The organism is Streptomyces sp. NPDC001902 (assembly GCF_042891295.1).
Taxonomy (GTDB): domain Bacteria; phylum Actinomycetota; class Actinomycetes; order Streptomycetales; family Streptomycetaceae; genus Actinacidiphila.
Map to the genome: position 1 here is coordinate 140,068 of NZ_JBIATA010000007.1, position 23,524 is coordinate 163,591.

At 73.7% G+C, this 23,524-nt stretch carries 23 protein-coding genes; 10 read left to right on the forward strand and 13 right to left on the reverse strand.

From position 1 onward, the window contains the following. Positions 1 to 33: 33 nt before the first annotated feature. Together ACFYYN_RS14685 and ACFYYN_RS14690 are read right to left on the reverse strand one after the other, a co-directional pair. Positions 34 to 1,095, reverse strand: coding sequence for a sensor histidine kinase (locus tag ACFYYN_RS14685; RefSeq protein ID WP_500546080.1), 1,062 nt, complete (start codon positions 1,093 to 1,095; stop codon positions 34 to 36). Beyond that, positions 1,092 to 1,766 carry a response regulator gene (locus tag ACFYYN_RS14690; protein WP_500360151.1) on the reverse strand — a complete coding sequence of 225 codons (675 nt, stop codon included), beginning with the start codon at positions 1,764 to 1,766 and terminating at the stop codon, positions 1,092 to 1,094. The genes ACFYYN_RS14685 and ACFYYN_RS14690 overlap by 4 nt, the downstream gene beginning before the upstream one ends. Before the next feature lie 216 nt (positions 1,767 to 1,982). Here ACFYYN_RS14690 and ACFYYN_RS14695 point away from each other — a divergent pair, with 216 nt between their 5' ends. Then, entirely contained in the window at positions 1,983 to 3,611 is a 1,629-nt protein-coding gene (locus ACFYYN_RS14695) for an ATP-binding SpoIIE family protein phosphatase (RefSeq protein WP_500546081.1), read from the forward strand. Positions 3,612 to 3,656: 45 nt separating this feature from the next. On the opposite strand, the gene gnd is transcribed toward ACFYYN_RS14695, so the two are convergent. From gnd to ACFYYN_RS14715, 4 genes are all read right to left on the reverse strand, one after another. Next, a complete protein-coding gene (gene gnd / locus ACFYYN_RS14700) occupies positions 3,657 to 5,096 on the reverse strand; it encodes an NADP-dependent phosphogluconate dehydrogenase (RefSeq protein ID WP_500546082.1) in 1,440 nt (479 codons plus the stop codon). Between the two features lie 93 nt (positions 5,097 to 5,189). Then, positions 5,190 to 5,813 (reverse strand): SRPBCC family protein, encoded by a 624-nt coding sequence (locus ACFYYN_RS14705; RefSeq protein ID WP_500546083.1) that lies wholly within the window; start codon positions 5,811 to 5,813, stop codon positions 5,190 to 5,192. Positions 5,814 to 5,979: 166 nt separating this feature from the next. Next, positions 5,980 to 8,097, reverse strand: a complete 2,118-nt coding sequence (locus ACFYYN_RS14710) for a SpoIIE family protein phosphatase (protein WP_500546084.1) — start codon at positions 8,095 to 8,097, stop codon at positions 5,980 to 5,982. Between the two features lie 175 nt (positions 8,098 to 8,272). Continuing rightward, positions 8,273 to 8,797, reverse strand: coding sequence for a winged helix-turn-helix domain-containing protein (locus ACFYYN_RS14715; RefSeq protein WP_500546085.1), 525 nt, complete (start codon positions 8,795 to 8,797; stop codon positions 8,273 to 8,275). A gap of 570 nt (positions 8,798 to 9,367) precedes the next feature. On the opposite strand from ACFYYN_RS14715, the gene ACFYYN_RS14720 reads away from it, so the two are divergent. Further along, positions 9,368 to 11,452: an FUSC family protein gene (locus tag ACFYYN_RS14720; protein WP_500546086.1), complete on the forward strand. Its 2,085-nt coding sequence runs from the start codon at positions 9,368 to 9,370 to the stop codon at positions 11,450 to 11,452. 110 nt (positions 11,453 to 11,562) lie between these two features. Next, positions 11,563 to 11,847, forward strand: a complete 285-nt coding sequence (locus ACFYYN_RS14725; RefSeq protein WP_500546087.1) for a hypothetical protein — start codon at positions 11,563 to 11,565, stop codon at positions 11,845 to 11,847. Positions 11,848 to 11,859: 12 nt separating this feature from the next. Here the strand turns inward: ACFYYN_RS14725 and ACFYYN_RS14730 are convergent, their stop codons facing one another. Then, positions 11,860 to 13,083, reverse strand: coding sequence for an acyl-CoA dehydrogenase family protein (locus ACFYYN_RS14730; protein WP_500546088.1), 1,224 nt, complete (start codon positions 13,081 to 13,083; stop codon positions 11,860 to 11,862). 127 nt (positions 13,084 to 13,210) lie between these two features. On the opposite strand from ACFYYN_RS14730, the gene ACFYYN_RS14735 reads away from it, so the two are divergent. After that, positions 13,211 to 13,861: a TetR/AcrR family transcriptional regulator gene (locus ACFYYN_RS14735; RefSeq protein ID WP_499510329.1), complete on the forward strand. Its 651-nt coding sequence runs from the start codon at positions 13,211 to 13,213 to the stop codon at positions 13,859 to 13,861. Here ACFYYN_RS14735 and def read toward each other — a convergent pair. Further along, entirely contained in the window at positions 13,858 to 14,406 is a 549-nt protein-coding gene (def, locus tag ACFYYN_RS14740; protein ID WP_500546089.1) for a peptide deformylase, read from the reverse strand. The genes ACFYYN_RS14735 and def overlap by 4 nt on opposite strands. 163 nt (positions 14,407 to 14,569) lie before the next feature. Here def and ACFYYN_RS14745 point away from each other — a divergent pair, with 163 nt between their 5' ends. The 6 genes from ACFYYN_RS14745 (at position 14,570) to ACFYYN_RS14770 (ending at position 20,209) form a co-directional block, all read left to right on the forward strand. Beyond that, positions 14,570 to 15,808: a MurT ligase domain-containing protein gene (locus ACFYYN_RS14745; RefSeq protein WP_500326888.1), complete on the forward strand. Its 1,239-nt coding sequence runs from the start codon at positions 14,570 to 14,572 to the stop codon at positions 15,806 to 15,808. Between the two features lie 31 nt (positions 15,809 to 15,839). After that, positions 15,840 to 16,568 carry a type 1 glutamine amidotransferase gene (locus tag ACFYYN_RS14750; RefSeq protein WP_500326886.1) on the forward strand — a complete coding sequence of 243 codons (729 nt, stop codon included), beginning with the start codon at positions 15,840 to 15,842 and terminating at the stop codon, positions 16,566 to 16,568. 187 nt (positions 16,569 to 16,755) lie between these two features. Then, positions 16,756 to 17,781 (forward strand): 6-phosphofructokinase, encoded by a 1,026-nt coding sequence (locus ACFYYN_RS14755; protein ID WP_499510332.1) that lies wholly within the window; start codon positions 16,756 to 16,758, stop codon positions 17,779 to 17,781. 139 nt (positions 17,782 to 17,920) lie between these two features. Continuing rightward, the gene (locus ACFYYN_RS14760; protein WP_500326885.1) at positions 17,921 to 18,874 is read left to right on the forward strand and encodes a cytochrome c oxidase assembly protein; all 954 of its coding nucleotides are present in this window, start codon (positions 17,921 to 17,923) and stop codon (positions 18,872 to 18,874) included. A 31-nt stretch (positions 18,875 to 18,905) separates the two neighbouring features. Then, positions 18,906 to 19,976: a hypothetical protein gene (locus tag ACFYYN_RS14765; RefSeq protein ID WP_500546090.1), complete on the forward strand. Its 1,071-nt coding sequence runs from the start codon at positions 18,906 to 18,908 to the stop codon at positions 19,974 to 19,976. 71 nt (positions 19,977 to 20,047) lie between these two features. Continuing rightward, positions 20,048 to 20,209 carry a hypothetical protein gene (locus tag ACFYYN_RS14770; protein WP_499510335.1) on the forward strand — a complete coding sequence of 54 codons (162 nt, stop codon included), beginning with the start codon at positions 20,048 to 20,050 and terminating at the stop codon, positions 20,207 to 20,209. Positions 20,210 to 20,233: 24 nt separating this feature from the next. On the opposite strand, the gene ACFYYN_RS14775 is transcribed toward ACFYYN_RS14770, so the two are convergent. The 5 genes from ACFYYN_RS14775 to ACFYYN_RS14795 all read right to left on the reverse strand — a co-directional run bounded on the left by ACFYYN_RS14775 (position 20,234) and on the right by ACFYYN_RS14795 (position 23,440). Continuing rightward, entirely contained in the window at positions 20,234 to 20,746 is a 513-nt protein-coding gene (locus tag ACFYYN_RS14775; protein ID WP_500546091.1) for an SRPBCC family protein, read from the reverse strand. Positions 20,747 to 20,779: 33 nt separating this feature from the next. After that, positions 20,780 to 21,412 (reverse strand): TetR/AcrR family transcriptional regulator, encoded by a 633-nt coding sequence (locus ACFYYN_RS14780; RefSeq protein ID WP_500546092.1) that lies wholly within the window; start codon positions 21,410 to 21,412, stop codon positions 20,780 to 20,782. Continuing rightward, the gene (locus ACFYYN_RS14785) at positions 21,412 to 22,101 is read right to left on the reverse strand and encodes a hemerythrin domain-containing protein (RefSeq protein WP_500546093.1); all 690 of its coding nucleotides are present in this window, start codon (positions 22,099 to 22,101) and stop codon (positions 21,412 to 21,414) included. The genes ACFYYN_RS14780 and ACFYYN_RS14785 overlap by 1 nt, the downstream gene beginning before the upstream one ends. Positions 22,102 to 22,228: 127 nt before the next feature. After that, positions 22,229 to 22,633, reverse strand: a complete 405-nt coding sequence (locus ACFYYN_RS14790) for a hypothetical protein (RefSeq protein WP_500546094.1) — start codon at positions 22,631 to 22,633, stop codon at positions 22,229 to 22,231. Between the two features lie 99 nt (positions 22,634 to 22,732). Continuing rightward, a complete protein-coding gene (locus tag ACFYYN_RS14795) occupies positions 22,733 to 23,440 on the reverse strand; it encodes a TetR/AcrR family transcriptional regulator (protein WP_500546095.1) in 708 nt (235 codons plus the stop codon). Positions 23,441 to 23,524 lie beyond the last annotated feature (84 nt).

Below are 23,524 nucleotides of genomic sequence, written 5' to 3' on the forward strand. Positions count from 1 at the left end.
GTCGAGGTCCCCGCCCGCGCAGGCGGCCCGTGCTCACCCCTCGCCGGGCACCTCGCGCGGCTCGCACGGCACCCGCAGGTCGACGGTCGTGCCCTCGCCCGGGGCGCTGCGGACGACGAGCCGGGCGTCGATGAGCTCGGCGCGCTCGCGCATCGCGGACAACCCCATGCCCCGAGTCTGCGGCGACGGCGGCTCCGCGGCGCGGAAGGTGCCGCGGCCCGCGGCGGTCGCCGCGGCCATGCCGTGCCCGTTGTCGGTGATCGCCACGTGCACGGAGCGCTGGTCGCTCTCCAGGCTGACCACGACGCGGGTCGGCTCGGCGTGCTTCACGGCGTTGGTGATCGCCTCCTGGACGATCCGGTACATCTGCGCCTGCGTCTCGGCGGTGAGCTGGCCGCCGACGGTGTCCGCGTGCGCGCCGAGCCGCAACTCGGTGCGGATGCCGTACGTCTCGAAGGAGCGCCGGCACAGCGCCTGCAGGGCCGGGCGCAGCCCCAGCTCGTCCAGCACCACCGGACGCAGGTCGACGATCAGGTGCCGCAGCGAGGCGATCTGGTTGCCGACGAGGCCGCGTGCCTGGTCGATGGCCTCCCGCATGGCCTCCGGCCGCCCGTCCGCGGCGGCGGTGGACAGCACCACCTGGACCGCCCCCAGTTCCTGCAGGGTGTCGTCGTGCAGCTCACGCGCCCAGCGGCGGCGCTCGCGCTCCTCGCCGTCGTGCCGGGCCCTGACGCGCTCGCGGCGCAGCCTCGCATCCCGGCGCGCCGAGGAACGGACGGCGAAGAGCGCGTAGGCGACCAGCAGCAGCGGCAGCACGTGCAGGACGTTCAGCGAGGGCTGCTGGGCGACGCGGACCGTCCCGGCCACCGTCAGCATCAGCGCGAAGGCGATGGCCACCACCAGCCACAGCCGCTGCCGCGGCGCCACCAGGGGGGTGAGCAGCACATAACAGACGGCCGCCGCGAGGGCGAGGACGAGCTCCCAGCCCTGCGAGCGGTCGGTGACCTCCATGACGGTCGCCGCCGCGAGGAGACAGGTGCCCAGCCCCTCCAGGGCCAGGCGCGTCCCGGTCCTTCCAGGGCCGGACGGCGTCATGCCACCAGCCCGCGCTCTCTGGCCGCGGCGATCAACTCCGCCCGGCTGTCCTTGCCGAGCTTGTCCCGCAGCCGTGACCGGTGGGTCTCCACCGTCCGTACGGAGACGAACAGGCGCCGGGCGATCTCCTGGTTGGTGTGCCCCAGCGCCAGCAGGGTCAGCACCTGGGCCTCCCGGTCGGTGAGCGGCTCCTCGTGGTGCCGTTCCGCCAGGTCCAGGTCCTCGACCGCCAGCCGCGCCCCCAGCGAGGGCTGCACATAGGTGGCGCCACCGGCGACCTGGTGGGCGGCGGCGAGCAGTTCCTCGGCGGCGGCCTCCTTCAGCAGGTAGCCGGCCGCCCCCGTGCGCAGCGCCTCGCGGGCGAACGCCGGGTCCTCCTGCATGGTCAGCACCAGGATGCGCGTCCTGGGCGACTCGGTCAGCAGTGCCGGGATCGTCGGCAGGCTGGACCTGCCCGACATGGTCAGGTCCAGGACGAGCACCCTCGGGTGGTGGCGCCGGACGGCTTCCAGGGTCTCCGGAACGGTGGACGTCTCGGCGACGATCTCGAAGGCCGGGTCGGCGGCCATCAGCAGCCGCATGCCCGCGCGCACCACCAGGTGGTCGTCGGCGAGTACGACCGAGATGACCGGGTGCGGCTGCCTGCCGTCGGGGCGGCTGAGGACGTCCATAGCACACACGTTAGATCGGGCGCGCGCGGCGGGCAGCCCGCGCCGCCGGTGTTGCGGGAAACCCGCAGTCACATCTGCGGGGAATCCAGGATGACCTCTGCGGATCGACGGGGATGCGTTCGCCCGGCCGGAGGGGCAACCTCGAAAGCGGAAGACAAGTGTTTGAAATGCCTACCAAACAGTCCGCCGACCCCGACCTCACCCGAGGCGACCGTCATGCTCTGTGCCACCCTCCCGCCCCAGGCCGGCCCTGTGGACCGGCCGTGGTCCTACGACGCAGCCCAGCAGCTCGTGGATTCAGCCGTGCCGACCGTGGCCGACTTCGCCGCCGTCGAGGTCTCGGACGCCACCGTCTCGGAGCAGGCCGCCATCTCCGGGCTGCCCGCCACCGGACTCACCTTCCGCCGGGGGGCCTTCCGGGCGGCCCGGGGCACCGCGGTACCGCGCGCCTACGAGGTCGGCGACGTCAGCAGCCTGCCGCCCAGGACTCCGTACCACGCGTCGCTGACCGACCTGCGGCCGCACCTGGTGATGAACCTCCGCCCGCAGACGGGGTGGCTCGCCCGCGACCCGGTGCGCGCCCCCCTGCTGCGGATCACGGGCACGCACTCCCTGCTCGTCATGCCGCTGGACGTCGGCGGTGTCGTCCTGGGGGTCGCGGCCTTCTACCGGACGACGGGCTCCCCGGCCTTCTCCCGGGCCGACCTGATGGCGGCGGGCCGTCTGGCCCGCAGGGCCGCCCGGCTGCTGGACGGTGCCCGCCGGCGCCTGGTCCAGAACGCCGCCGGACGGATCCTGCAGCAGGCCCTGCTGGCGCCGCAGGGCCCGCGGGTCACCGCGATCGAGGACCCCCGGGGGCACCTGCCGCCGGCCGCGGCCCCGGGGGCCTGGGTGGACGTCATCCCGCTGCCCAGCGCCCGGGTTGCCCTGGTGACCGGTTCGGTACGCGGGCAGGGCGTCCCCGCGGCGACGGCGATGAGCCAGCTCAAGGCCGCGGTCCGGGCGCTGATACTGCTCGACATGAGCCCGGGCGAGGTCATCTCCCGGCTCCACCGGCCCACCGCGACCCCCGTCGCCGACGAGGCCGACCGGTGCCTGATCGTCGTCTACGACCCGGTGGCCTGCCGCTGCACCGTGGCGTGCGGCGGCTACCCCGCCCAGGTTCTGCCCGCCACGCCCCTGGAGGCGGCGGAGGAAGTGGAGGAGGACGCTCCCGTGCCCGGCGAGCCGGAGGTCACCGAGTGCGACGTGCCGCCCGGCAGCGTGCTGCTGCTGAGCTGCGGCACGGACGGGCTCCCCATCGGCTCGGAGGGCGCCGGCCAGGTCACCGGGCTGCGCGTGCTGCCCGCCGGCGGCGGGGAGGCGGCCGAGCCGGCGACGGTGCTGGACGGCGTCCTGCGCACCGCGGCACCCGGCTCGGAGCCGGTGCTCCTCGCCGCCCGCACCCGCGCCCTGGACGCCGGCGACGTCGCCACCCGCGAGGTGTCCAACGATCCCGCGGCGGTGGCGGAGGCACGGGCCTGGACGGACCGCCTGCTGACGGACTGGAAGCTCCCGGAACTGTCCTTCACCACCACGCTGGTCGTCAGCGAACTCGTCACCAACGCCATCCGGTACTCCACGGGGCCGATCCGGCTGCGGATCATCCGCGACCGGGTCCTGGTCTGCGAGGTGTCGGACTCCTGCAGCGCCGCCCCGCACCCGCGGCACGCGGCGCCCAGCGACCAGGACGGCCGGGGGCTGTCCATCGTCGCGCAGCTCACCGACGCCCAGGGCACCCGCTACACGGAGACGGGCAAGACGGTCTGGGCGGAGCAGGTGATCACCCCGCCGGTCGCCGCGTAGGCCCGGCCGAGGCCGGGCCCACGCGACATCGGGCGTCGGCCGGCGTCAGTCGGCCGGGTTCTCCGAGCGGTCGCCGCCCCAGAGCGTGTGGTAGGAGCCGGGCTTGTCCACCCGCTTGTAGGTGTGGGCGCCGAAGAAGTCGCGCTGCCCCTGGATGAGCGCGGCGGGCAGCCTCTCCGCCCGCAGGGCGTCGTAGTACGCCAGCGCCGCGGAGAAGCCCGGTGCGGGCACGCCGAGTTGTGCCGCCGTGGAGACGACCCGCCGCCATGCCGCCTGCGCGTTGCCGAGGGCCTCGGCGAAGTGCGCGTCCGTCAGCAGGGTGGGGCGGCCCGGCTCGGAGTCGAACGCCTCCTTGATGCGGTTGAGGAAGCGCGCCCGGATGATGCAGCCGCCGCGCCAGATCGTCGCCATCGAGCCCGCGTCGATGTCCCAGCCGAACTCGTTGCTGCCCGCCTGGATCAGGTTGAACCCCTGGGCGTAGGCGACGATCTTGGAGGCGTACAGCGCCTGCTCGACGTCGTCCGCGAAGCGGTCGCCCGCCGCGCTGTCCAGCCAGGTCTCCGCCGGTCCGGGCAGCCCGCGCGAGGCGGCCCGCAGCTCCGCGCTGCCGGACAGCGACCGTGCGAAGACCGCCTCGGCGATGCCGGAGACGGGGACGCCGAACTCCAGGGCGTTCTGCACCGTCCAGCTGCCGGTGCCCTTCTGGCCGGCCTGGTCCAGCACCACGTCGACGAACGGTTTGCCGGTGTCGGCGTCCGTGTGGGCCAGCACCTCCGCGGTGATCTCGACGAGGTACGACTCCAGGCGGCCGGAGTTCCAGGTGCGGAAGATCTCCGCGATCTCGCCCGGCCGCTTGCCCGCGGCGTGCCGCAGCAGGTCGTAGGCCTCGGCGATGAGCTGCATGTCGGAGTACTCGATGCCGTTGTGGACCATCTTGACGAAGTGCCCGGCACCGTCCGGGCCCACGTGGGTGCAGCACGGCACCCCGTCGACCTTGGCGGCGATGTCCTCGAGGATCGGGCCGAGCGACTCGTACGACTCCACGGAGCCGCCCGGCATGATCGAGGGGCCGTTGAGGGCGCCCTCCTCGCCGCCGGAGATCCCGGTGCCGACGAAGTGCAGACCCTGTTCGCGCAGCGCCTTCTCCCGGCGCCGGGTGTCGCGGTAGTCGGCGTTGCCGCCGTCGACGACCATGTCGCCGGGCTCCAGCAGCGGCACCAGCTCGTCGATCACGGCGTCGGTGGGGGCACCGGCCTTGACCATGATGATGATGCGCCGGGGCCGTTCGAGTGAGTCGACGAACTCCTTGAGGGACTCCGCCGGATGGAACTCGCCCTCGCCGCCGAACTCCTCCACCAGGGAGCGTGTCCTGGCCGGGGTGCGGTTGTACAAGGCCACCGGGTGGCCGTGCCGCGCGAGGTTCCGGGCCAGGTTGCGGCCCATGACCGCGAGTCCGGTGACGCCGATGCGGGCCTGCTCCGCCATCTGCGGTTCCTCTCTGTGCTGTGGTGCGGGGGGCACGTACGGCGTCCAGCCTGTCAGCGAACCGGCCGGGCGGCCGGGATTCCAGCGGATCCGTCAGCTGCCCGTGCCGATCCGGCCCTGACCTGCTACACGGGCCATGGCACGGCGCAGCCCCCTGGCCGGCGGCGCGGGAACGGCTCCGACGACCTCGCCCGCCGGTGCCCGGGCCTGGACCGCCCTGAGCGGTCCCACCGGCGCAGGTGGTGGCGGAGGCGGCGGTAGCAGGGGCGGCGCCACCGTGTGGTCGCCGAGGGCCTCGCGCAGCCGGCGCGCGTCCTCCGGGAGGTCGCGGCGCCACGCCCAGCCCAGGAACGGGCTCAGCAGCAGCATGCCGCCGCCGAGCTGGCAGGTGACCTGGAGCTGGACGAACGCGCCCCGCGAGTGCGGCAGCATCCGGAACGCGAACTCGGGCGTCTGGGTGCCCAGCGGGCTCCACATCCGCCGGCCGCGGTAGGCGATCCGCCGGCAGGGCTGGTAGACCGAGCACTCCAGCCGGTGCTCCCGGTGGCGGCCCGGATAGTGGTAGCGGTAGACGGCCCGCTCGCCGGGGGGTACGGCGTCCGCCGCCACGGCGGCGATGCCGGAGTTCCACGACGCGAGGTTGCGGGCGTCGGCAAGGAAGGTGAAGACCTCTTCCACGGTACGGGTGACGATCACGCTCGTAGACACCGTCGGCATCGCAGACCTCCCCGGTGCCGGCGCGGCCAGCATGTGAGCAGAGTGGCTTCTTGGCTCCTCACCGACAGCCTGCGTCCAATCGGGCGGTGTGTCGTGGCGGGTGAGCCGTCCGGGTGAATCCAGGGTGCGTGACCGGCGCGAACGGTATGGCGGCGGACCATCACCGTCAGTGCCCGAGGGGCTCCGAACCGCTCCTGCGGTCGCGGAATTCGCACCACACTGCCTTGCCGGAACCGTGCGGCTCCACACCCCACGCGTCGGCGAGCCGGTCGACCAGCAGCAGACCGCGCCCGGACACCTCGCCGTCGCCGGGCCGGCGACGGCGCGGCCAGTTCGCCGCGAGGTCGTGCACCTCGATGCGCAGCCGCCGGGTGGCGTCCGGCGTGGCGTGGGCCAGGGACGCGTCGGGGAGCATGCGCAGGGTGAGCACGGCGCCGCCGTCGGTGTGCACCAGCGCGTTGGTGATCAGCTCGCCGGCGGCGAGTTCCGCCTCGTCCACCCGGTCGCTCAGGCCCCAGCCCGCCATGGCGTCACGGACCATGGCCCGGGCCTCGGACAGCGCCTTGGGGTCGCCGGGGGCGATGTGCCGGTGCAGCCGGTGCGGCGGGTGCGGGGAGGCGTCGCTGTCGCGCCGGAGCAGCAGCAGGGCCATGTCGTCGTCGGTGGCCTGCTCGCCCATGACGGCGGTGAGGTGGTCGGCGAGGTCCCCGACCTCGCGCGGGCCTTCGCCCAGCGCCCCGGACAGTCGCCGCACGCCGTCGTCGAGGTCGGCGCCGGGCCGCTCGACGAGTCCGTCACTGAACATCAGGAGGGTGTCGCCGGGACCGAGTTCGGCGGGGGTGACCGGGTAGTCGGGCCTGCCGAACTGGGCGGACAGGCCCAGCGGCAGCCCGCCCGCGGTGGGCAGCACGCGCACGGTGCCGTCGGCCTGCCGGACCAGCGGGTCGATGTGGCCTGCCCGCACCAGCAGGGCGGACCCGGTGGCCGGGTCGACCTGCGCGTACAGGCAGGTGGCGAAACGGTCGGTGTCGAGCTCGTACAGGAAGGCCGAGGCCCGCGCCATGACGCTGGCGGGCGGGTGGCCCTCGCCGGCGTAGGCCCGCAAGGCGATCCGCAACTGGCCCATGACGGCCGTGGCGTGGGTGTCGTGGCCCTGGACGTCGCCGATGATGACGGCGACCCGGCCGCCGGGCATCGCCACGACGTCGTACCAGTCGCCGCCGATGTCCCGGGCCAGCCGCGCGGAGCGGTAGCGCACCGCTATCTCGGTGCCGGGGATGCGCGGGATGGTGCGGGGCAGCATCGCGGTCTGCAGACCCTGCGCGATGTCGTGCTCCTGGTCGAAGAGGATGGCCCGCTGCAGGCTCTGCGCGATGCTGCCGCTGAGCGCGATCAGCAGGTGGCGCTCCTGCGGGGAGAAACCCTGCTTGTGCCGGTACAACAGGCCCAGGGCGCCGATGGGCTGGCCCTGGGCGATCAGCGGGAGGTACGCGGCGGCGGAGGCGCCAAGCGGCTCGATGTGCGGCCACAACTTGGGGTAGCGCCGGGCGAACTCCTCGCCGGAGGTGATGAAGCGCGGGACGAGGGTCCGTACCACCTCGCTCATCGGGAAGTCGTCCTCGATCCGCGTGTACTGCAGCGACGGCACCCAACTGCTGGCCTTGGCGTCGCTCACCACGTGGACCCGGCCGGACTCGACCTGGCCGAGGAAGAGGCTGGCTATGCCGAGCCGGTCCATCCTGGGGTTCCCGGTGAGGGCCGCGGTCACGTCGCGCACGGTCACGGCCCGGGCCAGCGACGCGGTGACCTCCATGACCAGGTTGCTCTCGGTCGGGTGGTCCTCGTCCGCGCGCAGGCACTCCGCCGCCTGGGCGAGTTCGTCGGTGGCGTCGCTGACGATGCCGATCACCCGGTTCGCCCGGCCGGTGCCGTCGCGGACGATGCGGCCCTGGAAACGTATCCAGCCACGGCGGCCGTCGCGCCGGGTGAGCCGGCTGAAGGCGCGGAAGGAGGAGTGGCCCTCGCCGAGGGCCTGGGTGATCGTCCGGGTGACGTCGCCGGCCTCGTCGGGCGCCAGCCGGGAGAACAGCGCCTTCGGGTCGCCGTCGAAGTCCTGCGGGCGCAGGTCGACGGTCCGCAGGGCGTGTTCGTCGAGGTGCATGCGGTCGCAGTCGAGGTCCCAGTCGAAGCCGCCGACGTCGTTGAGCGACATGTGGGCGGCGGCGGGAGCCGGCCAGGCGACCGTCGCGGGCGCAGGGGGCGCCCACTCCCGAGACTCAGCCATCACGCCCTCCGGACCTGCTCCCCGTTGCGTCGAGCCGCACCGGAACGGTGACAGCGTACCCATAGTCCGGTAGGAGGACATGCTACAGAGGGGACCTGTGGGAGAGCCGGGTTTCCGCCGGTTCCGGGAACGCCCCCGGCGGCCGCCCGGCCCCCTCCGACGTCCGCCGGACGGCTCAGCGGGCCGCCGGCGGCGCGTACTTGTAGCCGACCCGGCGCACGGTGACGATGCTGCCGCGGTGTTCGGGGCCGAGCTTGCGGCGCAGCCGGGCGATGTGGACGTCGACGGTGCGTCCGTCCCCGACGTGGCCGTACCCCCAGACCGTGGTGACGAGCTGGTCGCGGGTGTGCACGCGGTGCGGGTGCGCCACCAGGTGGGCGAGCAGCTCGAACTCCAGGTAGGTCAGGTCGAGTGCGCGGCCGCGCACCTGGGCGACGCGGCGCTCGCCGTCGACGGTGACCGGCAGGTCGGCGGATGCCGGGGACGGGGGCACCGGCTGCCCCTCGACGGGGACGAGGACGAGGTAGCCGACCATCGGCGGCCCGCCGACGCCCGTGGGCATCAGGTGGCCGGGGGCGGGCAGCCAGGTGGCGCCGGGCGGGAGGAAGTCCGGCACCGGCGGGACGTCGCCGGAGCGGACGGCGCGCAGGTGCTGACGGTTCACGGCGGGCAGGGGCAAGGACTGGGTGCTGGAGGACATGGAGGTCTCGGCTCTCGCGCGAAGGGTCGTGGGACGACGTATTGCGCGGGACCGCCGGGAGGCCGGCAGCGGGCGGCGACCGGGGGACGGCGTCAGCTGTGGGCCGGGGTCCGCGCGGGGACCGCGCGACAACACTCCCGGTCGAACTGGTACTCCTGCCTGGACGGCCAGAACGGCTCGAGGTCGCTGCGACCTGTCGCGGTGTCAGTGAGGCTGGCCATGGCACCCATTGAACCAGACGCGACGCCCACCGGGACAGCGATGGCTCACGTCACGGCTCTGACCAGGCATTACAGAGGTTGCGGCGCCGGCTGGGGTTCGGGCTCGGGCTCCGGCTGCGGGGGCGGCGCGGGCACGGGGTCGGGGGTCGGTCCGGGGACCGGATGCGGGGCGGGCGGTACGGGGTCGGGCGGGAAGGGCGGCACCGGGCTCGGGGCGGGCGGCACGGGCGGCACGGTGGCCCGTCGTGCTGGGGCGGTCATGGCGGTCTGCCTCCTGGGACTCGCCGGAACGGATCTTGCGCTGCGCTTACCCGGCCCTCCTCGTCCTACCCGTCCTATCCTCAGCCTCATGACCTGGTTGCGCGCCCTGCGCCGCAGTGCCCGCGAAGGGCTGCGGATCGAGCGCGCCGGGCTGGAACCGCTCGTCGCGCTGCGCGCCGCCGCGGGCGTCGCCATCGTCATCGGCCTCTCGCTGTGGCTGGCCGGCCCCTCGGTAGCCGCGTCCTCGGCCTTCGGCGCCTTCGCCTCCGGCATGGCCACCTTCCAGCGCAGCTGGCGGCCCCGGCCGGTGCTGGCGCTGGTCGCCGGTACCGGCCTCGCCGTCAGCACCTTCCTGGGCTACCTGGCGGGGGCGCACTGGTGGGTGTTCGTGGTGCTGCTGGCGGTCTGGGCGTTCCTGGCGGGCATGGCCTGGGCGCTGGGGCCCACCGCGGGCATCGTCTCGTCCCTCACCGTCGCCGTCATGCTGGTCGTGATCACCCTGCCGACCTCCGTGCTGGGCGCCTTCGGCCACGCGCTGGTCATCGCGGCGGGCGGGGTCGTGCAGGCGGGGCTGATCGTGCTGTTCCCGGTGCGCCGCTGGGGGCGGCAGCGCGACGCGCTGGCCGACGCCTTCGCCGCGGAGGCGGACTACGCACGCCGGCTGCGGCACGACCCGGTGGCGCCGTTCGACCCCCAGCCGCTGATGACCGCGCGCAACGCCGCCGTCATCACCGACCGGCAGGCGCGGCGGCGCCCGGCCGCGCTGCGCGGCAAGCGGGTGCTGGCCGAGCGCATCCGTCCCGTGCTGGCCTCGCTCGCCGATCCCGCGGTCGGCGCCGCCGCCGAGGGTCCGGAGCGCGACCGGGCCCGCGAGCTGCTGGCCGCGGCGGCCTCCGTGCTGGACGCGGTGGCGCGCGCGGTACGGGAGGCCCAGCCGGTGCGCGTACCGCCGGAGGCGGACTCCGTGGTGCTCGTCGAGCCCGTACCGGAGGAGCGGCTGACCGGGCCCGCCCGGCGCACCGCGCTGCGGCTCGTCGCGCTGCTCAGCGAGGCGGTCTCCTCCGCCACCGGCCGCGGCGGCTCGGTGAGCAGCGACACCGCCCACCTGCGTCGTCCCAGCGTGGCCGAACTCCTGCCGCTCGCCACGCGCACCGTACGGCGCGAGGCCCGTTTCGACTCGCCCGTCTTCCGGCACGCCGTCCGGCTGGCCGCCGTCACCCCCGCGGGCTACGCCCTGGGCGTGGCCCTGCCGCTCGGGCACGGCTACTGGGCGCCCCTGACCTCGGTGCTGGTGATGCGGCCCGACTTCTCCCAGACGTACGGCCGCAGCGTGGCCCGCTTCATCGGCACCCTGGCGGGCGTCACCGTGGCGACCGCCGTGATGCAGTCCCTCGCCCCGGGGCCCTACCCCTGCGCCGTGCTGGCGGTGGTGTCGGTCGCCCTGATGTACGGCCTCCTGCGCACCGGCTACCTGGTCTCCCAGGTGGCCGCGTCGGCGTACGTGGTCTTCCTGCTCGGCATGGCCGGCTCCAGCTGGACGCAGACCGTGCCCGACCGCGTGCTCCTCACGCTGCTCGGCGGGATGCTGGCGATGGCCGCGTACGCGCTCTTCCCGGCCTGGGAGACCCCTCGGCTGCGGAACCGGCTGGCCGACCGCATCAAGGCCACCGGGCGGTACGCCGCCGCCGCGATGGAGGCCCATGCCGCCCCCGCCCGGGGACGGCGCGAGGCCGTGCGCGCGGCCCTGCTGGACGCCCGCGCGGCCGCGCTCGCCTGGGACCAGGCGGTCGCCCGCGCCGACGCCGAACCCGTCCGCGGCCGCGGCCTGTCCCACCGCGCCGCCGACGGCGCCGACGCGGCCCTGTCGGCCATGGGCCGCGTCCCCATGCTCATGGAGGCCCACCTCCCGGCCCCCGACGCCGACCCGGTCCCGGACGCCGCCCCCTTCGCCCTGCACCTGCGCACGGCCACCGCGGATGCCGCCACCGCGGTCCGCGAACGGCGCCCCCCTGACTTCACCCCCGTCCGCGCCACGCTCGACGCATGGCCCCCCTCGGACGCCGACCGCATCGTCCGCCGCAGCGCCGAACTGCTCATGGAAACCCTCGACGACCTCGAAACCGCCCTCCGTCCCCGTCCCCGCCCCCGCCCTCGCCCCTCCCGCCGCCGCTGACGCCTCCCGGGCGGGTTTCGGGTGGGGCCCGCCCGGGGCCGCGCCATCGGGTTCGGCCTGCTCACCCCGTACAGCCGCGGCTCGGTGCGGCTGGAGTCGCCCGACCCTCGGTGCCGCCGGCGATCGCCCCGGCGCTGCCGGCGGGCGAGCGATACGTGGACCGGATGCCGACCGGGCTGCGCATCGCCCGTGCGGTCGGCGCCGCGGCTCCGCCGACCCGCCGGCGGGCCGTCCACGGGGCCGACGAGTCGCGGCGGTTCCTGCGGCGGCACGGTGTCGACCGGCTCCGCGTCGTCGACGCGTCCGTGAGGCCCTCCCCGCCCGTGGTGAGGGCCGACGCCGCCGTCCTCGCGACCGCCGGGCAGGCGGCCGGGCCGACCGGGACGGCGGCGTGAGCGCGCCGGGCGTCAGCGGATCGGCATGCCCGACAGGGTGCGGGCGATGACAAGGCGCTGGATCTCGCTCGTGCCCTCGAAGATCGTGTAGATGGCGGCGTCGCGGTGCATGCGCTCCACCGGGTACTCGCGGGTGAAACCGTTGCCGCCGAGGATCTGGATGGCCTGGGCGGTGACCTTCTTCGCCGTCTCGCTCGCGTACAGCTTGGACATCGAGCCCTCGGCCGAGGTGAAGGGCTTGCCCGAGATCGCCATCCAGGAGGCGCGCCAGACCAGCAGGCGGGCCGCGTCGATCCGGGTGCGCATGTCGGCCAACTGGAAGGCGACGCCCTGGTTGTCGATGATGGGGCGGCCGAACTGGGTGCGGGTCGTGGCGTAGTCGAGGGCGACCTCGTACGCGGCGCGGGCGGTGCCCACCGCCATCGCGCCGACAGCCGGGCGGGAGGCCTCGAACGTCGCCATGGCGGCGTTCTTCACCCGCTCGCCGCCCTTGGCCCGCTCGCGGGCCCTGGCGAGGCGCTCGTCGAGCTTCTCCTTGCCTCCGAGCAGGCAACTCCCCGGGATGCGGACGTCGTCCAGCACGACCTCGGCGGTGTGCGAGGCGCGGATGCCGTGCTTCTTGAACTTCTGCCCCTGGGAGAGTCCGGGGGTGCCCGGCGGCACGATGAAGGAGGCGTGGCCCTTGGAGCCGAGCTCCGGGTCGACGACGGCGACGACGACGTGGACGTTGGCTATGCCGCCGTTGGTCGCCCAGGTCTTGGTGCCGGCCAGCACCCACTCGTCCTTGGCCTCGTCGTACACGGCGGTGGTGCGCATCGAGCCGACGTCGGAGCCCGCGTCGGGCTCGGAGGAGCAGAAGGCGGCGACCTTCACGTCGTTGACGTCGCCGTACATCTGGGGGATCCATGTGCCGATCTGCTCCTCGGTGCCGTTGGCCAGGACGCCGACGGCGGCCAGGCCGGTGCCGACGATGGACAGGCCGATGCCCGCGTCACCCCAGAAGAGCTCCTCCATGGCGATCGGGATGCCGAGGCCGGTCGGGTCGAAGTACTGCTGGGCGTAGAAGTCGAGCGAGTAGAGTCCGATCTTCGCGGCCTCCTGGATCACCGGCCAGGGGGTCTCCTCGCGCTCGTCCCACTCCGCCGCAGCCGGGCGCATGACGTCGGCCGCGAAGCCGTGGATCCAGTCGCGCACCGATTTCTGGTCGTCGTTGAGCTCGAGCGAGAAGTCGCCCATCGTCCCCTCCACGTGCTTGTTACTTGCGGTAACGCCAGTGTGTTACCGGCTGGTAAGGGATGTCAACCGGACGAGGGGTGTTACGTTGCGCAGGCGCGAGGAAATTCGAACGGGCGGGGAGGCTCGGGTGGACACCAGCCAGCGGCAGGAGCGGCGGACGCCGTCCGCGGCGGAGGAGCGGCGCAGGGAGCTGCTCGAGGCCGCGGACCGCGTCGTGCTGCGGGACGGCCCCGAGGCGTCCATGAACGCCATCGCCGCCGAGGCGGGCATCACCAAGCCCATTCTGTACCGTCACTTCGGCGACAAGAGCGGGCTTTACCGAGCCCTGGCCAAGCGGCACACCGACGCCCTGCTCGCCAACCTGCGCGCCGCCCTCGACGCCCCCAACGAGCGCCGCGACCGCGTGGAGGCCACCCTCGACGCCTATCTGTCGGCCATCGAGGCCCGGCCGCAGGTCTACCGCTTCCTGATGCACCCCGCCGAGAGCACCGCGGACCCCGACCGCGGTTTCGACATCGGCCGCCACTCCGCCCCCGTGCTGCGCCGCATGGGCGAGGAACTGGCCGACGTCATCGCCGAGCGCCTCGACCTCGGCCCGGAGGGCCAGGTGGCGGCCCGGGTCTGGGGCCACGGCATCGTCGGCATGATGCACGCGGCCGGGGACTGGTGGCTGGGCGAGCGCCCCGTCGCCCGTGACGTCCTCGTCCGCCACCTCGCGGACCTGCTCTGGGGCCGCCTCGCCGCCGTGGGCGACCGCCCGGGCGCGCCGCGTCTCTAGGTACTGTCGGGCGCCCAGGGGGCCCGGCGGACGGCGCGCAGGGCGCGGCGGCGGCGCAGGCCGGTGAGCCGGTCGACGAACAGGCCGCCGCCGAGGTGGTCGCACTCGTGCTGGAGGCAGCGGGCGAAGAAGCCGGTGCCCTCCACGCGCAGCGGGGCGCCGTCGGTGCCGACGCCCTCGACGACGGTCTCGTCGTGCCGGGCGGTGCCCGCGTGGACGCCCGGCAGCGACAGGCAGCCCTCCTCGCCGGTCACCACGACCCCTTCGTTGTGCACGACGCGGGGGTTGACCACGTAGCCGAGGTGCCGGACGTCCTCGTCGTCCGGGCAGTCGAAGACGAACACCCGCAGCGGCACGCCGATCTGGTTCGCGGCCAGCCCCACCCCGTCGTGCGCGTACATCGTGGCGAACAAGTCCTCGACGAGACGGGCGAGTTCGGCGTCGAAGACGGTCACGTCGCGGCAGGGCTCCCGGAGCCCGGGGTCACCCAGCAGCCGCATCGGGCGGACGGTCCCGGAGCTGCCGGGGATGGGGGCGTGTGGCATGCGGGCCAGCGTACGGGGGCGGCTCGTTTCAGCGCCGGTGGGGGAAGTGGATAGGCTGATCGGCGACCGATGCCTTCCGGCCGGTGCAACGGCCCGGGGCACGCACTCCGGCCCGACGGCCGGGGAGGTGAGCGGGGCCGGACGCGAGGAGGATGTGGAGACGATGGCAGGCAATGCGGAGCCACTGTCGCCGCGGGCGAAGCTGGCCGTGACGGCGGGCAAGGCCGCGGCGGCAGTGTCGCGGGCGGCGGGGCGCGGCAGCGGATCGGTGATCGGCGGCCGGGTCGCCCTGAAACTCGACCCTGATCTGCTGGCCCGGCTGGCGACCCATCTCGACGTCGTGCTCGTTTCGGCCACCAACGGCAAGACCACGACGACGAGGCTGCTCGCCGAGGCGCTGCGCGCCAACGGCGAGGTCGTCTCCAACGCCCTGGGCGCCAACATGCCCGCCGGCATCACCTCGGCGCTCGCCGGAGGCTCCGAGGCCCGCTACGGCGTGATCGAGGTCGACGAGAAGTACCTGGCCGGCGTCGCCCGTGACGTCAAGCCCAAGGCCATCGCCCTGCTCAACCTCTCCCGGGACCAGCTGGACCGCGCCGCCGAGACCCGCATGCTCGCCGAGAAGTGGCGCGAGGGCCTGGCCGGCTCGGACGCCATCATCATCGCCAACGCCGACGACCCGCTGATCACCTGGGCCGCCTCCTCGTGCCCGACCGTCGTGTGGGTCGCGGCGGGCCAGGAGTGGAAGGACGACGCCTGGTCCTGCCCCTCCTGCGGCGGTGTCCTGCAGCGGCCGGCCGAGGACTGGTTCTGCGGCGAGTGCGGTTTCCGCCGCCCGACGCCGACCTGGGCGCTGTCCGGCGACCACGTGATCGACCCGTACGGGTCCGCGTGGCCGATCCAGCTCCAGCTGCCCGGCCGAGCCAACAAGTCCAACGCCGCCGTGTCGGCCGCCGCGGCGGCCGCGTTCGGGGTCGACCCCAAGGTCGCCCTGGAGCGGATGTACAAGGTGCAGGCCGTCGCCGGCCGCTACGACGTGGTGTCCTTCCAGGACCGCGACGTACGGCTGCTGCTGGCGAAGAACCCGGCCGGCTGGCTGGAGACCTTCTCGCTGATCGACGGCCCGCCCACCCCCGTGATCCTCTCGGTGAACGCCCGCGGGGCCGACGGCACGGACACCTCCTGGCTGTGGGACGTGGACTACACCCGCCTGGCCGGTCACCCGATCCGGGTCATCGGCGACCGCAAGCTGGACCTCGCGGTCCGGCTCGAGGTGGCGGGGCTGCAGTTCGAGGTGTGCCGGGACTTCGACGAGGCGGTGCGCACCTCGCCGGCCGGCCGGATCGAGGCCATCGCCAACTACACCGCCTTCCAGGACCTGCGCCGCCGCGTCGGCAACTGACCGAAGACCCGTTTCGACAGGAGAACACGCTGTGAGCGACTCCAGCCTGCGTCTGGTGTGGGTCTACCCCGACCTGCTGAGCACCTACGGTGACCAGGGCAACGTCCTGGTCACCGAGCGCCGGGCCCGCCAGCGGCGGGTGCCGGTCACCCGGATCGACGTACGGTCCGACCAGCCGATCCCGACCTCCGGTGACATCTACCTCATCGGCGGCGGCGAGGACCGCCCGCAGCGGCTGGCCGCCGAGCGGCTGCGCCGCGACGGCGGGCTGAACCGCGCGGTCGACAACGGCGCCATCGTCTTCTCGGTGTGCGCCGGCTACCAGATCATCGGCCACGAGTTCGTCAACGACCTCGGCCGTCCCGAACCGGGCCTTGGCCTGCTGGACGTCGTGAGCGTCCGCGGCGAGGGCGAGCGCTGCGTCGGCGACGTGCTGGCCGACATCGACCCCGTCCTCGGTCTGCCCCCGCTGACCGGCTTCGAGAACCACCAGGGCGTCACGCACGTCGGCAAGAACGCCCGCCCCCTGGCGCGGACCCGCTTCGGCAACGGCAACGGCACCGGCGACGGCACCGAGGGCGCGTACAACGAGACCGTCTTCGGCACCTACATGCACGGCCCCGTCATGGCCCGGAACCCGCAGATCGCGGACATGCTGATCAAGCTGGCGATGGACGTCAGGGCGCTGCCGCCGGTCGACGACCAGTGGTACGAGGCGCTGCGCGCCGAGCGCATCGCGGCGGCGTCCCAGCCCGCCTGAGGTCCGCAACGTCGCGGGTCCGACCGGGGGAAACGGGGCCAGGGCCGGGTGGTGTCCGCAGTGCGGGCGGCGTTTCCGCCGCCCGCGCCCGGCTCGATAACGTAGTGAGCAGCGGTGCGCGTCGCCGCGGGTCCATCCGGACGACGGCGTCCGGCGCCCGGATCGATCTTTCAGGAGTAACGAGCAAATGCGTATTGGTGTGCTGACGAGCGGCGGCGACTGCCCCGGCCTCAACGCCGTCATCCGGTCGGTCGTGCACCGCGCGGTCGTCGACCACGGGGACGAGGTCATAGGTTTCCACGACGGGTGGAAGGGCCTCCTCGAGTGCGACTACCGCAAGCTCGACCTCGACGCGGTCGGCGGCATCCTGGCCCGTGGCGGCACCATCCTCGGCTCCTCCCGGGTCCGCCCCGAGCACCTGCGGGACGGCGTCGAGCGGGCCAAGGGCCACGTCGCCGACCTGGGTCTCGACGCGATCATCCCGATCGGCGGAGAGGGCACCCTCAAGGCCGCCCGGCTGCTGTCCGACAACGGCCTGCCGATCGTGGGCGTGCCCAAGACGATCGACAACGACATCGCCTCCACCGACGTCACCTTCGGCTTCGACACCGCCGTGACGGTGGCCACCGAGGCGCTGGACCGCCTGAAGACCACCGCCGAATCGCACCAGCGCGTGCTCATCGTCGAGGTCATGGGCCGCCACACCGGCTGGATCGCCCTGCACTCCGGCATGGCGGCCGGCGCGCACGCGATCGTCGTGCCGGAGCGCCCCTTCGACGTCGCGGAGCTGACCCAGCGGGTCGGCGAGCGCTTCTCCGCGGGCAAGAAGTTCGCGATCGTCGTGGTCTCCGAGGGCGCGAAGCCGCGCGAGGGCACGATGGAGTTCGAGTCGGGCGTCAAGGACGTCTACGGCCACGAGCGCTTCACCGGCATCGCCACCAGGCTCTCGATCGAGCTGGAGGAGCGGCTGGGCAAGGAGGCCCGCCCGGTCATCCTCGGCCACGTGCAGCGCGGCGGCACCCCCACCGCCTACGACCGGGTGCTGGCCACCCGTTTCGGCTGGCACGCGGTCGAGGCCGCGCACAACGGCGACTTCGGCATGATGACGGCGCTGCGCGGCACCGACATCACGCTGGTGCCCCTCGCCACCGCCGTCGAGCACCTCAAGACCGTCCCCGCCGAGCGTTACGTCGAGGCCGAGTGCGTGCTGTGACGCGCTGACACACTCCTGGAACCGCCCCCGGTCGCGAGCGCGACCGGGGGCGGTTCTAGTCTGGTGCGGGCGCACCCGCCCCAACCGGCACATTGCCGACGGCGCGGTGCGTGCGGCAGGCACGACAGGAGAGTGACGGATGGACCACGGCGGACACGGGATGACGGCGGAGCTCCCGCCGTTCACCCTCGGCCGGGGGCTCGAGTTCAGCGGGGATCCGGTCTTCCTGGCCGGCTGTCTGCTCGCGCTCGCGCTCTACGGCTGGGGCGTCGTACGACTGCTGCGGCGCGGCGACCGCTGGCCGGCCGGACGGATCGTCGCCTTCGTCGCCGGCGTGCTGTCCATCGCCCTGGTGATGTGCACCGCGCTGAACGACTACGGCATGGTCATGTTCAGCGTCCACATGGTGCAGCACATGGTCGTCAGCATGGTCTCCCCCATCCTCCTGCTGCTGGGCGCCCCGGTGACCCTGACGCTGCGGGCGCTGCCGACGGCGGGACGGGGCCGCAAGGGCCCGCGGGAGCTGCTGGTGGCGCTGCTGCACAGCCGCTACCTGCGGGTGATCACGCATCCGGCGTTCACCATCCCGCTGTTCATCGCCAGCCTGTACGGGCTCTACTTCACGCCGCTGTTCGACACCCTGATGGGCAGCCGGACCGGGCACATCGCGATGATGGTCCACTTCCTCGCCGTGGGCCTGGTGTTCTTCTGGCCGATCATGGGCGTGGACCCGGGGCCGAACCGGCCGAGCCATGTGATGCGCATCCTCGAACTGTTCGCCGGGATGCCGTTCCACGCCTTCTTCGGCATCGCCCTGATGATGGCGAGCGAGCCGATGATCGGCGCCTTCAAGCACCCGTCCGCCTCGCTGGGGATCGACGCGCTGGACGACCAGACCGCGGCCGGCGGCATCGCGTGGGCGTTCAGCGAGATCCCGTCGGTGATCGTCCTCGTGGCGCTGCTGATCCAGTGGTACACCTCCGACCAGCGCCAGGCGCGTCGCAAGGACCGCGCCGCGGACCGCGACGGCGACGCGGAACTGGCAGCCTACAACGCGTACTTGGCATCCTTGGAGGCACGGGGTCGCGGCTGACGGGGCCGCCCGCCGCGAAGGGAGGCCCGCGATGGGCGACCAGGTACGGATATCGGGCGACGCGCTGCAGTTGCCGGGCGGTGTCACGGTGCGCTTCATGCGCACCCTGCGGCTACCGGAGACGGGGACGCATCCGCTCCCACCCGGGATCGGCACCTTCCCGCTGCGCCGGGTCTCGGACCACCCCGACACCGCCCCCCGGGAATGGCTCGCACGGGGCGGGGTCATGCTGCCCGTCTACCAGCGCGAGGCCATGTGGCTCAGCTTCTCGGCCTCCGCGCCGGCCGCGCTCCAAGTGGGCGTCGGCAAGGTGTGCGCGGTGTCGGGGCGGCCGTGGAGCGACCGGCTGTCGCAGGACCCGCAGAACTACCTGGTGCTGCCGCGCCAGCCGTGGCTGGACGGCATCAACTCGGGCTCCGGGACGATCCGGCAGTTCGTGGCCGTGCCCCTGGGTCTGGGCGCGACCGTCGAGGGCCAGGTCACCGGCGAGGAGGTCTGGGGCGGGGTGCAGTTGCAGGTGACCGAACTCGGCGAGGAGCAGTTGACGGCGTGGGTGGCGGAGCAGCGGCGCCGGGAGAGCACGCGTCGCGCGGCCTTCGGCGGCTACGGCGGCGCCCCGGGGGCGATGCCGATGGCCGCCCCGGCGGCCGCCCCTCCGCCGGCCCCGGGGAGCGTCCCGCGTCCGGGCGGCGCCGCGCGCCGGGCGGGGGGCGCGGCACGGTCCCCGGTCTCCATGGGGCTGGGCGCCGGCGGCCGCATGCGTCAGGAGGTCTACCGTGACGACCGCAAGCCCTCCGACTGGCGCGGCAAGCCCTCGGGCCGGGTCTACGTCCACCTGACGACGGTGCCGGAATGGCGCCGCATCACCGGCGAACCGGCTCCCCCCTCCCCGGTCGACCGCGCCGCGTACACCGCCGCCGGACTGCCCTGGTTCGACTACTACGACGCCGACGCCGACGACCTGGCGGCGCCCGGCACGCTCACCCAGGTGAAGCCGGTCGGCGACTGGCTCGGCGAGGACGAGTCGCCGTGGGTGGCACCGCACCCGGGTCAGGTGCAGCAGCTGGGGGACGAGGGTCAGGTCACCGACGGCGACTGGTAGCGCACGGCGGGCGGCGGCGGGACCATGGAGTCCGGGCCGCCGCCGCGCGGCCCCCGGGGAGGAGGCCAGGGATGCCCACACCTGCCAAGGCGATGATCACGTGCACGGTGGCGTGTCTGGTCGCCGTGACCGCGTACACGGTGGCGCTCGGCCCCAACGGATGGGTGTGGTTCGCCTGGGTCGTCCTCACCCTGGCCACGATCGGGGTGTTCGCGATCCGCACGCCCCGCTGAGGCTTCCCGGCCGCCGGGCCGTCCTCAGGGCCGTGCCGCGGCGGTCCGCGCGTCGCGGGCGGCGATCGTCCCGATGCGGCGCAGGTCGCCGGTGAGGTCACCGCTGCGGTCGAGGTGGGCCGGGACCAGCCGGCCCACGAGCCACCGGAACCAGGCGGGCGTGTTCCGCATCCGGTAGGTCTGCACCACCCGTGTCCCCGTGCCCGCCGGCTCCACCGCGATGGTCCAGTCGGTGCTGTCGGGGAAGAGCGGGGTGGCGACGGTGCGCCACGTGATCCGGTGCGGGGCCTCGAACGCCACGATCTCGCAGACCCGGCTCCACCTCAGCCGGCCCGATCGGTTGCGGCCGCGGAAGCGGGCGCCGGGTGCCGCCGTGCTCGCCCCGCGCAGCCAGGTGACCCGGTGGCACTCGTGGCTCCACTCGCTGGTCCGGGTCACGTCCGCGACGACGCGCCACACGGCCTCGGCCGGCGCGTCGACGACCACCTCGGTGCGGCACGTCCGGGCTACGCCCCGCTCCCTGTCGTTACCCCTCACTGTTCCTCCCCCTCCAGGTCGTGTGCTCGGGTCTCACGCGTCGAGCAGCCGGTCGATGACACCGGCCACCCACTGTTCGTACTGCTGCGGTGTCCAGCCGGAGATCCCGGTCAGCAGGTGGTAGACCTCGACGCCGAGGACGGCCCACGCCCCGTCGAGCTCCTCCCGGGTCACCGCACGCCCCGTGACGCCGGTCATGCCCTGCTCGACGCTGACGCGCCGGCGCCGCTGGTTGTCCCGCAGCTTCCCCGCCAGGTCGCCGTTGGAGGCGGCCGCCTCGCGCAGCGCGAGGTGCACACCGGCGGTGCGCCGGTGGATGGCGGTGACCAGCCGCGCGGCGGCGGCGATGCGCTCCTGCCGGGTCCCCGACGCGAGTCCGGCGAACTCCGGCCGTTCGGCGAGCGCTTCGGGCTCCGCGTCGCCGACCACGGCGACGTCGAGCGCGGCCATCAGCAGCTCGCCCTTGGACCGGAAGCCCGCGTACACCGTCTCGACCGACACCCCGGCCTCGCGGGCGACGTCACGCATCCCGGTCGCCGCCCACCCCCGCTCGCCGAACAGCCGGACGGCCGCGGCAAGCACGACGGCCCGGGTCTCCCCCGCCTGCTGCTCGCGTCGCGGTGACCGGTACGCGCGCCGCGCCTGGGGCTCCTCCTGCGCCGCCATCAGCGGACCGCCCCGCCCCGCTCGCAGTCCTGCGGCCGCCACCATTGCGCCAGGCGCCGCCGGTAGGCGCGGGCGAAGCCGTGCAGCAGGATGAAGCGCGGAACGGGGGGCACCAGAGCGACCACGATCCGGTGCCCCTCGGGGTCGATGCCGTCGAGCAGCCAGTGCCCCTCCATGCCGAGTTGCCTGAACGACTTGGACTTCACGTTGTACCGCTGGTCCCAGTCACGCCACTCGGCCTGCGTGAGGGTGGCCGACACGACGGGCATGGCCTGCTCGACCTCGCGTTCCAGGTGCGGTACGAGGACGGCCGTCAACGCGTCGAGCGCCGACAGCAGTCTGACGCGCGCCTGGTCGGAGGCCGTCTCCGCGTACCGCCGGGCGGCGTCCGTCACGGTCACGGCCGCCGGGGTGATGCGGCGGTGGTCGGCGTCCAGCGAGTCCAGCAGCGGCCCGGTGGCCGGGTCGCGCTCGCGCACCAGCGGCCACAGTCCCTCGTCCTCGCCGATGTGGTGCGCGTGGAGGAACTCCATCAGCCACACGACGTGCCGGCCGACCGCGCTCCCCTGCCCCGGCTGCGGATGCGGCTCGGTGGACAGCACCGTCCGCGTGCGCTCCAGGTCACGGCGGAGCGCGCCGTGCACGATCCCCATCATCCGTGTGTCCGCGGCTGCGGAACCCGTCCCCATGCCGACCTCCCCGTCGCCGTCCTGCTCGGAGACTAGGGCCCTGGATGTTTTCATTACAACGTCGTTACGGTGAATTCTGGCCCCATGAACACCACCACCCCTCACGCCCTGGCGTGGGTGCAGGCCGTCAGGCCCTCGTCCTTCGTCCGTCCCCTGTCACGGAGGCGACCACCTTGGCGATGACGGCCGTCACGACGAGGCTCCCGGTCAGGACCATCCCGACGCCGACCACGAAGAGGCCGCTCGAGTCGTCCGACCAGTCGACGAAGGCGGCGGTGGTCAGGCCGAGCGTGGTGCCGAGCACGGCGGCCATGACGAAGCCGCGGGACGCGGCCCAGCACACGACCGCCACGAGCGTCACAACCAGCCCTGCGACCTGCCAGGCTTCGTAGGGACCGGTCACGGTGCCGTCGGGCTGCACATCACGGTGGCTGTCCCAGCCCAGCCAGGCAGCCCAGTCGGCCGACGCGACGACGGCCGGCAGGAGGATCGGCACCAACCGGGAAGCGGGATTCGCTGTTGATGGGCGCATGACCCGAGCGTCCCGCCCCGCCCGGGCACCGGCCAGAGCGCACGTACTCAGCTCCGGCCGAGTACGTGCCCCCCACGCGGCAGCCGCAGAGGCCCGGCGTCAGGCGGGGGCGTGGCGGGCGAGGCCGGAGACGAGCAGGTCGAGGCCGAACTCGAAGCGTTCGTCGCCCTCGTCGCGCATGAGGGCGTCGACCATGCCCGTGATGTGCGGGAAGCGCGCGGGGGGCAGCGAGCCGAAGTACTCGCGGATGCGGGCGATGTGCTCGTCGAGGGGGACGCCCGTCCCGCCGAAGCCCTGGCTGTTGCGCAGGCCCTCCTCGACCGCGGTGGCGGTGACGAAGAGCGCGAGGGCGTCCACGCCGTAGGCGCAGACCCGGTCGGACAGGCCGCCGGCCTTGAAGATCGCGAGCATGGCCTCGGCGTTGAGGAGGGCGTTGGGGCCGAAGGGGATGCCCTGGCCGATGGCGGCTCGCGAAAGGTCGCGGTGGGCGACGAGGACGCGGCGGCCCTGCCGGGCCATCTCCTTGATCTGCTCCTGCCACCGCTGCGGGTCGGGCTCGGGGCGGGTCACGTCGGCCTGGATGCGGTCGAGGAGCAGCTCCAGCAGCTCCTCCTTGTTGGCGACGTGCGCGTAGAGCGAGGCGGCGCCGGTGTCCAGTTCCTGGGCGACCCGGCGCATGCTCAGCGCGTCGAGGCCTTCGGCGTCGACGACGTGCAGGGCCGCGCTGACGATCGCCTCGCGGCTGAGGCTGCGGCGGGGGGCCTTCTTGCGCTCGGCGCGCCAGGGCGGGACGGGGACCGATGTCACGTGCTGCGCACCTCCGGGAGCGGAACACGAACAGCGTACTTGACACGAACACTGTTCGTCTTCTAGAACACTGTTCGTCAAAAC

Excerpts from the sequence above, each read along its gene's own strand:
- ACFYYN_RS14690 (WP_500360151.1), bottom strand. The coding sequence starts at position 1,766 with ATGGACGTCCTCAGCCGCCCCGACGGCAGGCAGCCGCACCCGGTCATC.
- ACFYYN_RS14715 (WP_500546085.1), bottom strand. The coding sequence starts at position 8,797 with ATGTCCTCCAGCACCCAGTCCTTGCCCCTGCCCGCCGTGAACCGTCAG.
- ACFYYN_RS14720 (WP_500546086.1), top strand. The coding sequence starts at position 9,368 with ATGACCTGGTTGCGCGCCCTGCGCCGCAGTGCCCGCGAAGGGCTGCGG.
- gnd (WP_500546082.1), bottom strand. The coding sequence starts at position 5,096 with ATGGCGGAGCAGGCCCGCATCGGCGTCACCGGACTCGCGGTCATGGGC.
- ACFYYN_RS14760 (WP_500326885.1), top strand. The coding sequence starts at position 17,921 with ATGGACCACGGCGGACACGGGATGACGGCGGAGCTCCCGCCGTTCACC.
- ACFYYN_RS14705 (WP_500546083.1), bottom strand. The coding sequence starts at position 5,813 with ATGCCGACGGTGTCTACGAGCGTGATCGTCACCCGTACCGTGGAAGAG.
- ACFYYN_RS14765 (WP_500546090.1), top strand. The coding sequence starts at position 18,906 with ATGGGCGACCAGGTACGGATATCGGGCGACGCGCTGCAGTTGCCGGGC.
- ACFYYN_RS14755 (WP_499510332.1), top strand. The coding sequence starts at position 16,756 with ATGCGTATTGGTGTGCTGACGAGCGGCGGCGACTGCCCCGGCCTCAAC.
- ACFYYN_RS14730 (WP_500546088.1), bottom strand. The coding sequence starts at position 13,083 with ATGGGCGACTTCTCGCTCGAGCTCAACGACGACCAGAAATCGGTGCGC.
- ACFYYN_RS14780 (WP_500546092.1), bottom strand. The coding sequence starts at position 21,412 with ATGGCGGCGCAGGAGGAGCCCCAGGCGCGGCGCGCGTACCGGTCACCG.
- ACFYYN_RS14785 (WP_500546093.1), bottom strand. The coding sequence starts at position 22,101 with ATGGGGACGGGTTCCGCAGCCGCGGACACACGGATGATGGGGATCGTG.
- ACFYYN_RS14710 (WP_500546084.1), bottom strand. The coding sequence starts at position 8,097 with ATGGCTGAGTCTCGGGAGTGGGCGCCCCCTGCGCCCGCGACGGTCGCC.
- ACFYYN_RS14685 (WP_500546080.1), bottom strand. The coding sequence starts at position 1,095 with ATGACGCCGTCCGGCCCTGGAAGGACCGGGACGCGCCTGGCCCTGGAG.
- ACFYYN_RS14770 (WP_499510335.1), top strand. The coding sequence starts at position 20,048 with ATGCCCACACCTGCCAAGGCGATGATCACGTGCACGGTGGCGTGTCTG.
- def (WP_500546089.1), bottom strand. The coding sequence starts at position 14,406 with ATGCCACACGCCCCCATCCCCGGCAGCTCCGGGACCGTCCGCCCGATG.
- ACFYYN_RS14790 (WP_500546094.1), bottom strand. The coding sequence starts at position 22,633 with ATGCGCCCATCAACAGCGAATCCCGCTTCCCGGTTGGTGCCGATCCTC.
- ACFYYN_RS14745 (WP_500326888.1), top strand. The coding sequence starts at position 14,570 with ATGGCAGGCAATGCGGAGCCACTGTCGCCGCGGGCGAAGCTGGCCGTG.
- ACFYYN_RS14695 (WP_500546081.1), top strand. The coding sequence starts at position 1,983 with ATGCTCTGTGCCACCCTCCCGCCCCAGGCCGGCCCTGTGGACCGGCCG.